The sequence below is a fragment of the Pseudomonas sp. NCCP-436 genome (genome assembly GCF_019656335.1).
GTDB lineage: Bacteria > Pseudomonadota > Gammaproteobacteria > Pseudomonadales > Pseudomonadaceae > Aquipseudomonas.
In genome coordinates, this window is the sequence record NZ_BPLZ01000006.1 from 164210 (window position 1) to 177413 (window position 13204).

Annotated in this window: 15 protein-coding genes; 6 read left to right on the top strand and 9 right to left on the bottom strand. The window is 60.2% G+C overall.

Features of this window, described 5'->3' with window-relative positions; genetic code table 11:
- Window positions 1-77: 77 nt before the first annotated feature.
- From NCCP436_RS08995 to NCCP436_RS09010, 4 genes are read left to right on the top strand one after another with little or no spacing between them, the layout of a single operon-like run.
- Window positions 78-1889, top strand: a complete 1812-nt coding sequence (locus NCCP436_RS08995; RefSeq protein ID WP_220803652.1) for a penicillin-binding protein activator — start codon at window positions 78-80, stop codon at window positions 1887-1889.
- Window positions 1886-2242, top strand: a complete 357-nt coding sequence (locus NCCP436_RS09000; protein WP_220803653.1) for a YraN family protein — start codon at window positions 1886-1888, stop codon at window positions 2240-2242. Before NCCP436_RS08995 ends, NCCP436_RS09000 begins: the two co-directional genes overlap by 4 nt.
- 28 nt (window positions 2243-2270) lie before the next feature.
- The gene (locus NCCP436_RS09005) at window positions 2271-2864 is read left to right on the top strand and encodes a phosphoheptose isomerase (protein WP_220803654.1); all 594 of its coding nucleotides are present in this window, start codon (window positions 2271-2273) and stop codon (window positions 2862-2864) included.
- The gene (locus tag NCCP436_RS09010; RefSeq protein WP_220803655.1) at window positions 2861-3394 is read left to right on the top strand and encodes a BON domain-containing protein; all 534 of its coding nucleotides are present in this window, start codon (window positions 2861-2863) and stop codon (window positions 3392-3394) included. The genes NCCP436_RS09005 and NCCP436_RS09010 overlap by 4 nt, the downstream gene beginning before the upstream one ends.
- Before the next feature lie 71 nt (window positions 3395-3465).
- Here NCCP436_RS09010 and NCCP436_RS09015 read toward each other — a convergent pair whose 3' ends face one another.
- The 7 genes from NCCP436_RS09015 to rplM all read right to left on the bottom strand — a co-directional run bounded on the left by NCCP436_RS09015 (window position 3466) and on the right by rplM (window position 8337).
- On the bottom strand, window positions 3466-3879 hold the full coding sequence (locus tag NCCP436_RS09015; RefSeq protein WP_220803656.1) for a ClpXP protease specificity-enhancing factor: 414 nt from the start codon (window positions 3877-3879) through the stop codon (window positions 3466-3468).
- A 15-nt stretch (window positions 3880-3894) separates the two neighbouring features.
- Complete coding sequence (locus NCCP436_RS09020) at window positions 3895-4512, bottom strand: glutathione S-transferase N-terminal domain-containing protein (RefSeq protein ID WP_220803657.1); 618 nt, start codon at window positions 4510-4512, stop codon at window positions 3895-3897.
- A 151-nt stretch (window positions 4513-4663) separates the two neighbouring features.
- Window positions 4664-5443 (bottom strand): cytochrome c1, encoded by a 780-nt coding sequence (locus tag NCCP436_RS09025; protein WP_220803658.1) that lies wholly within the window; start codon window positions 5441-5443, stop codon window positions 4664-4666.
- Complete coding sequence (locus NCCP436_RS09030) at window positions 5443-6654, bottom strand: cytochrome bc complex cytochrome b subunit (protein WP_220803659.1); 1212 nt, start codon at window positions 6652-6654, stop codon at window positions 5443-5445. Before NCCP436_RS09030 ends, NCCP436_RS09025 begins: the two co-directional genes overlap by 1 nt.
- The gene (gene petA, locus NCCP436_RS09035) at window positions 6654-7247 is read right to left on the bottom strand and encodes a ubiquinol-cytochrome c reductase iron-sulfur subunit (RefSeq protein ID WP_220803660.1); all 594 of its coding nucleotides are present in this window, start codon (window positions 7245-7247) and stop codon (window positions 6654-6656) included. The genes NCCP436_RS09030 and petA overlap by 1 nt, the downstream gene beginning before the upstream one ends.
- Before the next feature lie 254 nt (window positions 7248-7501).
- Window positions 7502-7894 (bottom strand): 30S ribosomal protein S9, encoded by a 393-nt coding sequence (gene rpsI, locus NCCP436_RS09040; RefSeq protein WP_220803661.1) that lies wholly within the window; start codon window positions 7892-7894, stop codon window positions 7502-7504.
- A gap of 14 nt (window positions 7895-7908) precedes the next feature.
- Window positions 7909-8337: a 50S ribosomal protein L13 gene (gene rplM, locus NCCP436_RS09045; RefSeq protein ID WP_220803662.1), complete on the bottom strand. Its 429-nt coding sequence runs from the start codon at window positions 8335-8337 to the stop codon at window positions 7909-7911.
- 278 nt (window positions 8338-8615) lie between these two features.
- Between rplM and NCCP436_RS09050 the strand changes: the two genes are divergently transcribed.
- Window positions 8616-9653: an NADP(H)-dependent aldo-keto reductase gene (locus NCCP436_RS09050; RefSeq protein WP_220803663.1), complete on the top strand. Its 1038-nt coding sequence runs from the start codon at window positions 8616-8618 to the stop codon at window positions 9651-9653.
- A gap of 48 nt (window positions 9654-9701) precedes the next feature.
- On the opposite strand, the gene NCCP436_RS09055 is transcribed toward NCCP436_RS09050, so the two are convergent.
- Window positions 9702-10838 (bottom strand): acyl-CoA dehydrogenase family protein, encoded by a 1137-nt coding sequence (locus tag NCCP436_RS09055; RefSeq protein ID WP_220803664.1) that lies wholly within the window; start codon window positions 10836-10838, stop codon window positions 9702-9704.
- 241 nt (window positions 10839-11079) lie between these two features.
- Between NCCP436_RS09055 and NCCP436_RS09060 the strand changes: the two genes are divergently transcribed.
- The gene (locus NCCP436_RS09060; RefSeq protein WP_220803706.1) at window positions 11080-11985 is read left to right on the top strand and encodes a GlxA family transcriptional regulator; all 906 of its coding nucleotides are present in this window, start codon (window positions 11080-11082) and stop codon (window positions 11983-11985) included.
- 24 nt (window positions 11986-12009) lie between these two features.
- Here the strand turns inward: NCCP436_RS09060 and zapE are convergent, their stop codons facing one another.
- The gene (zapE, locus tag NCCP436_RS09065; protein WP_220803665.1) at window positions 12010-13104 is read right to left on the bottom strand and encodes a cell division protein ZapE; all 1095 of its coding nucleotides are present in this window, start codon (window positions 13102-13104) and stop codon (window positions 12010-12012) included.
- Window positions 13105-13204 lie beyond the last annotated feature (100 nt).

Below are 13204 nucleotides of genomic sequence, written 5' to 3' on the forward strand. Positions count from 1 at the left end.
TGCCAGGCGGCATCGCATGGATGTCGCCCCTTGGGTACAATCCCAACTCGTTTTTGCTTACGTATCAGGATGACCCGATGATCGCCAGCCTGCGCCCACTTTCCGCCCTTGTTCTGGCCGGCCTGCTCGCCGCTTGCGCCAACTCGCCGACCAACACCTTGGGCCAACTGCCGCGCACGCCACAGGCCAGCATCGAGCAGATGCTCCAGCAGGCCGACTCGAGCAAGCCGGAGCAGGCCGCCCTGTTGCGCCTTTCCGCCGCTGATCAGGCCTATCAGCAGCAGGACATCGCCCGCTCTGCGCGCATCCTCGAGCTGGTCGACATTACCAGCCTGCAACCGGCGCAGCAGATCTTTGCCAGCACCCTACAGGCCGAACTGGCCATGGCTCGCCAGCAACCGAGAAGCGCTCTGAAAGCGCTGCAACATCCTAGTTTCGAACGCCTGGGCGAACTACCCCTGGAACAGCAGGCGCGCACCCAGTTGGTACACGCACGCGTTCTGGAGGCCAACGGCCAGCTACTGGCTGCCATACGCGAACGCGTATTTATTGCACCACTGCTCAGCGGCGAGACGGCCCACGACAACCATGAGAGCATCTGGACTCTGGCGACCCGACTGCCAGCTCAGGACACCCCGAGCAGCCTCGACAACGATCTCGCCGGCTGGCTGGAACTGGCCCGCATCACAAAAGGCAGCGCCACTCTTGAGCAGCAGCAGACGGCCATCGACCAGTGGATTAGCCGTAATCCACAGCACCCAGCCGCCGTACAACTTCCCGAAGCGCTGATCAAACTGCGTGAACTGGCCAGCCAGCCGCTGACCCACATCGCCCTGCTGCTACCTCAGGAAGGCCAACTCGCCAGCGTAGCCCGTGCCCTGCGTGACGGCTTTCTGGCAGCTCATTACGAAGCACAGCAAAACTATCAGCAGACACCCCAGATCAGTCTCTATGACAGCTCCCGTATCGGCTCACTGGACGCTTTCTACCAGCAGGCGCAGGCCGACGGCGTACAGCTGGTAGTCGGCCCACTGGAAAAGCCGCTGGTCAAGCAGCTCAGCGACCGCGAGCAGTTGCCAATCACCACCTTGGCGCTGAACTACAGCGATGTTGGCGGCGAAGGCCCGGCCCAGCTGTTCCAGTTCGGCCTGGCTGCTGAAGACGAAGCCCGCGAAGCGGCTCGCCGCGCCTGGGCCGACGGCATGCGCCGCGCTGTCGCTCTGGTGCCGCGCGGCGAATGGGGCGACCGCGTACTGGAAGCCTTCCGTCAGCACTGGCAGGCTCAAGGCGGCACGCTGATCGCCGCCGAACACATCGATCAGCCAGTAGAGCTGGCCCGACAGATTGGCGAGCTATTCAAGTTGCGCGAGAGCGAAGCCCGCGCCCAACGCCTGCAGGCCACCCTCGGCACCGGCATCGAAGCCCAGCCGGCACGCCGCCAGGACATCGACTTCATATTCCTCGCCGCGACGCCGCAACAGGCCCAGCAAATCAAGCCGACACTGGCCTTCCAGTACGCTGGTGACGTTCCAGTCTATGCCACCTCGCATCTGTTTACCGGCAACCATAGCCACGCTCAGTATCAGGATCTGGAAGGTATCCGCTTTTGCGAAACTCCCTGGCTACTGGACAACCATGCCCCGCTGCGCCAGGCAGTCAGCCAGCAATGGCCGCAGGCCGGTGGCAGTCTTGGCCGGCTCTATGCCATGGGTGTAGATGCCTACCGCCTGGCACCGCGCCTGACCCAGCTCAAGGCATTGCCGGAGTCGCGCATCGAAGGCCTGTCAGGCAATCTCAGCCTGAATCCTGCTCAGCGCATCGAACGGCAACTGCCCTGGGCTGAGTTCCGTGGTGGGCGGATCCAACGGCTTCCCGACGACACATTTTGAGCAGTCATAACGACCAGGGCCGCGCCGCCGAACAAGCGGCACGGCTACATCTGGAACATAATGGCCTGCGCCTGATCGAACAGAACTGGAGATGTCGCCTGGGCGAGCTCGATCTGGTCATGCTCGACGGCGATACAGTAGTATTCGTCGAAGTCCGCGCCCGCCGTCACAGCGCCTGGGGCGGGGCTCTGGAGAGTGTCGATGCGCGCAAGCGCGGCAAGCTGATCCGGGCCGCAGAGCTCTTTCTCCAGCAACAGCCTCGCTGGGCACGTCACTCCTGCCGCTTCGACGTCGTTGCCATCCAAACCGGCAGCGCTCACCTCGACTGGATCCAGAACGCCTTCGACGCCTGACGATCGCACCACATTCAAGGTTTATCCGATGGACATGCAATTCCGAATCCGCCAGCTCTACCAAGCCAGCATCGAAACCAAGCAGCAGGCAATGGAAGTCCTGCCCCCCTACATCGAGCATGCCAGCATGGTGATGGTTCAGGCGCTGCTCAATGAAGGGAAAATCCTCGCCTGCGGGAACGGCGGCTCGGCCGGCGATGCTCAGCACTTTTCCTCGGAGCTGCTCAACCGTTTCGAGCGTGAACGACCCAGCCTGCCGGCCATCGCCCTGACCACTGACAGCTCGACCATCACCTCGATCGCCAATGACTACAGCTACAACGAGGTGTTCTCCAAGCAAATCCGGGCACTCGGCCAACCTGGCGACGTGCTGCTGGCGATCTCCACCAGCGGCAACTCGGCCAACGTCATCCAGGCCATCCAGGCCGCCCACGACCGCGAGATGACCGTAGTAGCCCTCACCGGCCGCGACGGCGGCGGCATGGCCTCGCTGCTGCTGCCGGAAGATGTAGAGATTCGCGTACCGTCCAAAATCACCGCACGCATCCAGGAAGTCCACCTGCTGGTCATCCACTGCCTGTGCGACCTGATCGACAGCCAACTGTTTGGGAGTGAAGAATGAAGCGCAGCGCCCTAATTCTAACCATCCTGACCCTGATGCTGAGCCTGGCCGGCTGCGGTAACCGCAGCATCGGCAACAAGATCGACGACCAGTTCCTCGGCCCGGATGTTGCCTCGCAGATCAGCAAGGCTCATGCAGATCTGTCCAGCCCGACCTCCCGAATTGTCGTTACCAGCTACAACGGCGTCATCCTGCTGGCCGGCCAGACACCACGCAGCGAACTGAAGGATCTAGCCGCTCAGACCGCCCGCCGCGTGCAAGGCGTGAAGCGGATCTACAACGAACTGCAGGTGCAGCAGCCCTCCTCACTACTGGCACGCAGCAACGACTCGCTGCTGACTACCAAGATCAAAACCCAGATGCTCGCTGACAGCAATGTGCCGAGCACTCGCATCAAGGTCATCACCGAAAACGGCATCGTCTACATGCTCGGCGTGATCAGCCGTGAGGAAGCCAACGCCGCCACTCGCGTCGTTCAGGGCGTATCCGGGGTGCAGAAGGTCGTACGACTTTTCGAATACACCAACTGAAGCCAACTGCGAAATAAAAAACGGGCGCCAATGGCGCCCGTTTTTCGTTCACAACCTGTACTCCACGAGCCTTATTTGACCACCTTGAGGCTGGGCCGGCCACTGGGGCGTGGCGGCTCGTTACCACCTGGGCCGTCATCCTCCGGACCGGACTCTTGCGACCCGCCGGCAAGGGGCGGCTCCATGTCGAAAACCATGCCCTGGCCGTTTTCCCTCGCATAGATAGCCATGATGGCTTCGGCAGGGATGTACAGACTGTGGGCCACGCCGCCAAAACGCCCCTCAAAGCTCACCGCCTGATTGTCCATATGCAGATGACGCACCGCGCTGGGCGATGCGTTCAGCACGATCTGGCCATCACTGGCAAACCCGGCCGGTACCTGTACGCCCGGATATTCGGCATTAACCAGCAAGTGCGGAGTGCAATCGTTATCGACAATCCATTCATAGAGGGCACGAACGAGATAGGGACGACTGGAATTCATGGCATTCTCCAAAATTCAGCGCATGATGCGCTCGGCTGCAGACAAGCTCGCCTGGAAGTTGGCACGAGAAAACTGCCGATCCATATACTCAAGCAACGGCCTGGCCTGACGCGGCAACTCAATCTGCAGCAACGGCAGGCGCCAAAGGATGGGCAATAAGCAACAGTCCAACAGGCTCAGCTCATCACTGAGGAAGAACGGCTTTTCGGCAAATAGCGGCGAGACGCCACTCAGGCTCTCGCGAAGCTCCTTACGTGCTTGCTGACGCTCGCTCTCCTTGCTGCGCGGCTCAAGAATCCGGTCAACCAGAACACACCAGTCGCGCTGGATGCGATGCATCAGCAGACGGCTGTTGGCACGCGCCACCGGATAGACCGGCAGCAACGGCGGATGCGGATAGCGCTCGTCCAGGTACTCCATCACCACGCCCGGTTCGTACAGAACCAGGTCTCGATCAACCAGAGTAGGCAGGCTGCCGTAGGGATTGAGCTCGGCCAGCTTCGGCGGACACTGCCCGGCCTCGATGTCGATTATCTCGACACTGACGCCCTTCTCGGCCAACACCATGCGCACACGATGGGAATAGTGATCGGCGGGGTCGGAATAGCAGGTCAACCGATTGGTCACCGCCATGGCGATCCTCCTCGCTTTCGGCTTTTCAGAAACACGAAAAATTGCCGCAGCAATTTTCAGATGCCGCTGCCGTAACTCCGCTGGAGCGGCAACGAAATGGCAGGGTAGAAGCACCTGCGCGCCCTAAAGGGTGCGCAGGTTACGGAACGACTCAGTGAACGTCCTTCCAGTACTCGCGTTTGAGCAGGTAGGCGAACACGAAGAAGAAGGCCAGGTACAGCAGCACGTAGGTACCGATGCGCTGAGATTCCAGCTTGACCGGGTTGGCCGAATAAGCGAGGAAGGTCACCAGGTTCTTCACCTTCTCGTCAAACTCAGCCTCGCTCAGCTTGCCAGTGTTCGGCACAACGGTGAGCTGATCGCACGACTCAGCGGTAATCGCCGCACCAGTCAGCGGGTCATACTGCTTCTTGCCGTCTTCAACCACTTGCACCTGCTTGCAGCCGATCACCTGACGGCCCTGCAGGCCGACCAGCACGTTGGGCATACCGACGTTCGGGAACAGCTTGTTGTTGGCACCCAGCGGACGCTTCTCATCTTCGTAGAAAGTACGCAGGTAGGTGTACAACCAGTCGGTACCGCGAACACGCGCCACCAGGGTCAGGTCGGGCGGAGCAGCACCAAACCAGGCCTTGGCGTCATTCGGCGTCATGCCGATCTTCATGTGGTCGCCGATCTTCGAATCATTGAATACGACGTTCTCCAGCATGACCTCGTGCGGGATGCCGAGGTCGTCGGCAACACGCTCATAACGCTGGTACTGGGCCGAGTGGCAACCCATGCAGTAGTTGGCGAAGGTACGCAGACCGTCCTGCATGGCAGCCTTGTCGGTCAGATCGATATCGACCTTGTCCAGCGGATAGTCACTGGCAGCCCCCATGGACAGCGCCGGCAGCGCAGCGAATACAAATGCAGCGAAGAGCTTTTTCATCAGCCAGTCACCCTTTCCGGAACCGGTTTGGTCTTCTCCATCCTGGTGTAGAACGGCATCAGGATGAAATACGCGAAGTACAGGATTGTGCAGATCTGCGACAGCAGGGTACGACCCGGGGTCGGAGACAGCACGCCCAGTACGCCGAGGATGACGAAGGAGATGCAGAATACCAGCAGCCAGATCTTGCTCAGCCATCCCTTGTAACGCATCGACTTGACCGGGCTACGGTCGAGCCATGGCAGCACGAACAGCACGGCGATGGCGGCGCCCATGGCGATAACGCCGAGCAGCTTGTCCGGTACCGCACGCAGAATTGCGTAGAAGGGGGTGAAGTACCAAACCGGAGCGATGTGCTCAGGGGTCTTGAACGGGTTGGCTGCTTCGAAGTTCGGCTTCTCGAGGAAGTAACCGCCCATCTCAGGGAAGAAGAACACCACGAAGCAGAACACGAACAGGAAGACCACGACACCGACGATATCTTTAACGGTGTAGTACGGGTGGAACGGAATGCCATCCAGCGGAACGCCGTTCTCGTCCTTATTCTTCTTGATCTCGACGCCGTCCGGGTTGTTCGAACCGACTTCGTGCAGCGCGAGAATATGCAGCACAACCAGGCCGAGCAGAACGATCGGCAGAGCGATCACGTGCAGGGCAAAGAAGCGGTTCAGGGTAATCCCGGAAATCAGGTAGTCACCACGGATCCACTGGGTCAGGTCATCACCGATCACCGGGATGGCACCGAACAGCGAAATGATCACCTGGGCACCCCAGTAGGACATCTGCCCCCAGGGCAGCAGGTAACCCATGAAGGCTTCCGCCATCAGGCACAGGTAGATCAGCATGCCGAAGATCCACACCAGCTCGCGGGGCTTCTGGTAGGAGCCGTAGAGCAGGCCGCGGAACATATGCAGGTACACCACGATGAAGAACGCGGAAGCACCGGTGGAATGCAGGTAGCGCAGGATCCAGCCGTATTCGACGTCACGCATGATGTACTCGACGGAAGCGAAGGCGCCTTCGGCGGACGGCTCGAAGCTCATGGTCAGCCAAATGCCGGTAAGGATCTGGTTGACCAGCACCAGCAGGGCCAGCGAGCCGAAGAAGTAGAAGAAGTTGAAGTTCTTCGGTGCATAGTATTTGGAGAGATGGTCTTCCCACATCTTGGTGGCCGGGAAGCGCGCATCCACCCATTCCATGAATTTGCTCATCAGGCGTTCTCCTGGTCCACACCGATGATGATCACATCATCCGTCTCGTAGCTGTGCGGCGGCACCGGCAGATTCAGCGGAGCCGGCTGCGCCTTGTACACGCGGCCTGCGAGGTCGTAACGGGAACCGTGGCAGGGACAGAAATAGCCGCCGACCCAGTCCGGGCCTAGGTCGGCCGGCGCCACTTCCGGACGGAAGGACGGTGCGCAACCCAGGTGAGTGCACAGACCAACCAGCACCAGCAATTCCGGCTTGATCGAACGAGTCTTCTTGTCGACGTATTCCGGCTGCACGGACGCGGCTGACTCGGGATCGGCCACGCTACCTTCTATCTTGCTCAGGTTCGCCAGAATCTCCTCGGTACGGCGCACGATGAATACCGGCTGACCGCGCCACTCAGCAACCATCTGCTGACCCGCCTCGATCTTGCTGACGTTCACCTTCACCGGTGCCCCGGCCGCCTTGGCCTTGGCACTGGGGAACCATGACCCCACGAACGGAGTCGCAGCACCTACCGCTCCTGCCGCACCCACCACAGAGGTGGCTGCAACCAGAAAGCGACGCCGGCCTGCATTCACGCCGTCATTGCTCATTCAGTCGTCTCCCATCAGCTTTGTGGCCTGTTGTTCAGGCCTCTACTAAATAAAAATCGGGCCGCGCAAAAAATTCGCCAAATGGTAAAGAAAAGCCCCTTTTCTGACAAGGTAATTACCCGCCACCCCTTCGGCGAAACCCTTGTCGCACGCGCCTTGCGCAGCTGCGGCACGTTGTCGCACAACTTCCGCGCCACCATAAAAAACGCCCAGCTCCGTGAGGAAACTGGGCGCCTTTGCAAGCGTAGTCGAAATTAACGCTTGGAGTACTGCGGACGCTTGCGCGCCTTGCGCAGACCAACCTTCTTACGCTCGACTTCACGGGCGTCACGAGTGACGTAACCGGCCTTACGCAACGGGCTGCGCAGAGTTTCGTCATACTCGATCAGAGCGCGGGTGATGCCGTGACGGATGGCACCGGCCTGACCACTGACACCACCACCGGCAACGGTGACGAAGATGTCGAACTTCTCGACAGTCTCGGTCAGCTCCAGCGGCTGACGTACGACCATGCGAGCAGTTTCGCGACCGAAGAAGTTGTCCAGGCTGCGATTATTGATGGAGATGTTACCGGTACCCGGACGCAGGAATACGCGAGCGGTTGCGGTCTTACGACGGCCAGTGCCGTAATTTTGAGTCGCCGACATAGTGAACTATTCCGTTAAATCTTCAGTTCTTGGGGCTGCTGGGCAGTGTGCGGGTGAGTAGCACCCTTGTACACCTTCAGCTTGCGGTACATGTCGCGACCCAGCGGATTCTTCGGCAGCATGCCTTTAACCGCGGTCTCGATCACACGCTCAGGGGCACGAGCGATCAGCTTCTCGAAGCTGATTTCCTTGATGCCGCCCGGGAAACCGGAGTGGGAGTAGTACTTCTTGTCGCTAGACTTGGCGCCAGTGACACGAACCTGCTCGGCATTGATGACGACGATGTAGTCGCCGGTATCGACGTGAGGGGTGTACTCGGGCTTGTGCTTGCCGCGCAGACGGCTTGCGATCTCGGTGGCCAGACGACCCAGGGTCTGGCCTGCAGCGTCGACGACATACCAGTCGCGCTTAACAGTTTCCGGTTTTGCAGTAAAAGTCTTCATTCGCTATAGCCTCAGGGGCCGCCCTGAAAATAAGACGGCGGATCTTACTGAATGGTGCTTGCTTTGACAAGTCAAAGACGGCCGGAAACAGACGCTATCGGGGGCTCGGGTCAGCGCGTCCGCTACGGCGGAGGGTTCGGTGGACTAGGCATCCCCACCTTCTCTCTTGGCGAGCTAGGCATTCCCGCGTCGAGAGCTGCGAAATTATGCCGATTGCAGCGAAAATAGCAACCTGCTTTGATGTGAACCCTTCACCTGCAGTCAACGAGGAGTATTCAATGCGATACCGTCAGCTCGGCCGCACCGACCTGAAAGTCAGCGCCCTGTGCCTGGGCAGCATGACCTGGGGAGAACAGAACAGCGAGGCCGAGGGCTTCGCCCAAATTCAGCGCGCCAAGGCCGGCGGGATCAATTTCATCGACACCGCCGAGATGTACCCGGTACCACCTCGCGCCGAAACATACAGCCGCACCGAGCAAATCATCGGCAACTACTTCCGCCAACACGGTGACCGTGCTGACTGGATCCTGGCGAGCAAGGTCGCCGGCCCCGGCAACGGCATCAGTCACATCCGCGATGGACAGCTGAAGTTCGACCGCAAGCACATCGTCGCCGCACTGGACGCCAGCCTCAAGCGCCTGCAGACCGACTGGATTGACCTCTACCAGCTGCACTGGCCGGAGCGTCCAACCAACTTCTTCGGCCAGCTCGGCTACCGCCACCAGGAGACGGAGTTCACCCCGCTGGAGGAAACCCTGGAAGTGCTCGACGAGCAGGTGCGCGCCGGCAAGATCCGTCACATCGGCCTGTCCAACGAAACGCCCTGGGGCACCATGAAGTTCCTGCAATTGGCTGAAAGCCGCGGCTGGCCGCGGGCAGTCTCGATCCAGAATCCTTACAACCTGCTCAATCGCACATTTGAGGTGGGCCTGGCGGAAGTGGCGATCCGTGAGCAATGCGGCCTGCTGGCCTACTCGCCACTGGCCTTCGGCATGCTCAGCGGCAAGTACGAAGACGGCGCCCGCCCGGCCAGCGCCCGCATTACCCTGTTCAGCCGCTTCTCCCGCTATACCAACCCGCAGGCGGAGGCGGCCTGCTCTCGCTACGTCAGCCTGGCCCGAGAACACGGCCTGGATCCGGCTCAGATGGCACTGGCCTTTGTTACCGCGCAGCCCTTCGTGACCAGCAACATCATCGGAGCCACCAGCCTGGAACAACTGAACAGCAACCTGGCCAGCGCCGAGCTGAAGCTCTCTGAAGAGGTGCTCGCCGGCATCGAGGCGATTCACAAGGCGCAGCCGAACCCGGCCCCCTGAACGAGAAAGCCCGGTAGATACCGGGCTTTTCTTTCGCAGCAGTCGTGCTTACAGCGAGCGGCTGATGATTTCCTTCATGATCTCGTTGGTGCCGGCATAAATACGCTGCACCCGCGAGTCGGCCCAGGCTCGAGCGATAGGGTACTCCCACATAAAGCCGTAGCCGCCATGCAGCTGTACGCATTCGTCGATCACCTTGCACTGCAGGTCGGTTCCCCAGTACTTGAGCATTGCCGCAGTCGGCACATCGAGTTTTTTGTTCAGATGCAGATCCAGACAGCGGTCGACGAATACCCGGCCAACCTGGATTTCAGTAGCCATTTCCGCCAGCTTGAAACGGGTGTTCTGGAAGTCCGCCACAGCACGCCCGAAAGCCTTGCGTTCGCGGGTGTAATCGAGCGTCCACTTCAACGCTGCCTCGGCCGATGCCAGTGCCGCGACCCCCACGGTCAGACGCTCCTGCGGCAGTTCCTGCATCAGGTAGACGAAGCCCATGCCCTCTCTGCCGAGCAAATTGGCCTTGGGAATACGTACATCCTGGAAAAACAGCTCGGAGGTATCCTGAGCTTTCATGCCGACCTTTTCCAGACGCTTGCCCTTGGAAAAGCCCGGCGTGCCGGCTTCCACCAGGAACAAACTGATGCCCTTGGCGCCGGCCCTGGGATCGGTCTTGGCCACGACTATCACCAGGTCGGCCAGCCAGCCGTTGGTGATAAAGGTCTTGGAACCGTTGATCACATACTCGTCGCCATCCAGCACGGCGGTGGTCTTCACCCCCTGCAAATCGGAACCGGTGCCCGGCTCGGTCATGGCGATGGCAGTAACCAGCTCGCCACTGACCAGCCTGGGTAGATAGTGGCGCTTCTGCTCTTCCGAGCCGTAATGGAGGATGTAGGGCGCAACGATGTCGGAATGCAGGGAAAAGCCGACCCCGGTCAGCCCCAGACGCGCCTGCTCCTCGATGACCACGGTACTGTAGAGGAAGTCGGCGCCCATACCGCCGTATTCCTCGGGAATGTGCGAGCAGAGCAGCCCCGCTTCGCCTGCCTTGTTCCACAGGGCACGATCGATGTGGCCATCCTTCTCCCACTGAGCGTGGTAAGGCACCGCCTCCTGCTCGAAGAACTTGCGCACACTGTCGCGAAACAACTCGTGATCGGAACTGAATAGGGTTCTGGGGATCATGGCGCTACCTGTGTCAGGCCAAAAAAGTCAGGCCCTGACTTTAGCCAAGCAAACGCTTGGTCACACTGGACACAAGCGCCAAAAAATAAGACGATCCAGCCGCTGCATGACCACTTAGCCTTGAATAAGAACAATACCTATGGTGATCCCCCAGCCCAGCGCCCCCCTGCGACGCGTCAGCATTCTCGCTACCGACGGTGTCTTTGCTTCCACCCTGATGCAAGCCAAGGATTTCTTTCACATGGCAGGCATCCGCTATGCCAGACAACAGGGGCTCGGCCACGAACCCCCTTTCGAGATCCTTCTGGTCAGCCCTGACGGACAGCCCGTGAACAGCTTCAGCACGGTCCGGGTTCCAGTCGATGCCGCACTGGAGCCCTGTGACGTAATCATCCTGCCGCCCTTCTGGGACGACTTCGACACCTTAAGCCGGCGCCATCCGCAGATTCTGGACTGGCTGCGCGAGCGTCACGCCGCCGGTACGGCCATCTGCGGTGAAGCCACCGGGGTATTCTGGATGGCCGAAGCCGGCCTGCTGGACGGCAAGGAGGCGACCACCTACTGGCGTTTCTTCCAGGAGTTCGCCGAGCGCTTTCCGCGCGTAAACCTGAATCAGGACAAGCACATCTCCGACGCCGACAACCTCTACTGCGCCGGCGGCGTCACCTCGGCGTGCGATCTCTACATCTACCTGATAGAGCGCTATTGCGGCGCCGGCGTGGCACAGGGCGTGGCCCGCGACATCCTCTACGAGGTGCAGCGCAGCTACACCCCCGGGCGCCTTGGTTTCGGCGGACAAAAACTGCATCAGGACGTTGCCATACTGCAGATCCAGCAGTGGCTGGAGGAGCACTACGCCGATAAATTCCGCTTCGAGGACGTAGCCCGCGAGCATGGCATGAGCATTCGCAACTTCATGCGCCGCTTCCAGGCCGCTACTGGCGACAAACCGCTGCACTACCTGCAACGACTGCGCATTGAAACGGCCAAGAGCCTGCTTTCGTCCACCCGCAAAAGCATCAAGACAATCAGCTACGAAGTGGGTTATGACGATGCCAGCTTCTTCGCCCGGCTGTTCCGCCAGCACACCGAACTGTCACCCAACCAGTATCGTCGCCAGTTCCGCCACAAGGACAGCGGCGCCTGAAACGGCCGCACTGCCGCGCCGCCGTCAGGGACGGTGCGGCCGGGCGAGGAACTCGTGCGACTGCATCTCAAGCAGACGGCTGAGGGTTCGCTGAAACTCGAAGTTCAGCCGCCCGCCGCTGTAGAGATCCTTGAGTTCCACTTCGGCGGAAATGATCAGCTTGACGTTGCGATCGTAGAACTCGTCCACCAGGTTGATAAAGCGCCGCGCCATATCATCCTTGGCCACGCCCATCTGCTCGACATTGGAGAGCATCACTGCACCGAAGATCTTACCCAGCTCGATGTAATCGTTCTGGCTGCGCGGCCCATCACAAAGCTCGCGGAACTCGAACCAAGCCACGTCACTGGCCACCTTGCGCGCTCGAATCTCGCGATTCTCGATCAGCAGCACATCGTTATCACGAATAACGACCTTCTCCGGCAGCAGACTGCGGAAGCTCTTTTCCAGACTGGCATCGGCTTCCGGGCCCAACGGCGTGTAATAAAGCTCGGCCTGCTCCAGCGCACGCAAACGATAGTCAATGCCGCTATCGACGTTGACGATCTCGGTGTGCTGCTTGAGCAGAGCAATCGCCGGCAGGAAGCGGGCGCGCTGCAGGCCGTCCTTGTAAAGACCGTCCGGCACGATGTTGGAGGTGGCCACCAACGAGACGCCGTTGTTGAACAGCTCCTCCAGCAAGGTGGCAAGGATCATCGCATCGGTGATGTCGGATACGAAGAACTCGTCGAAACAGATCACCCGCGCCTCGTCGGCAAAGCGCCGGGCAATAATGGTCAGCGGGTTCTTCTCTCCCTTGAGAGTCTTCATCTCCTCGTGCACGCGCTTCATGAAGCGGTGGAAGTGCGTACGCATCTTCTGCTCGAAGGGAAGCGCATCGAAGAAAGTATCGACCAGATAGGTCTTGCCACGGCCTACGCCACCCCAGAAGTACAGGCCCTTGACCGGCTCCTGCGGCTTCTTGCCGAACAGCTTGCCCAGCAGCCCGGACTTGCCCCGCTCGCGCGCGAGCAGATCGTCATACAGACGCTGCAGATGGCGAACGGCGTTTTCCTGGGCCGCATCATGGAAGAATTCCGGCCGCTTGAGGTCGGCCTGATAGCGCTCGAGAGGAGTCATGATTCGTTAGCCGGGCAACTAAAAACGGGGGCGACACTTTAGCGACGCCCCCGCTGAATGGCAATCGGGGCACGCCGGACGGATGCTCGTCCGGCGGGAA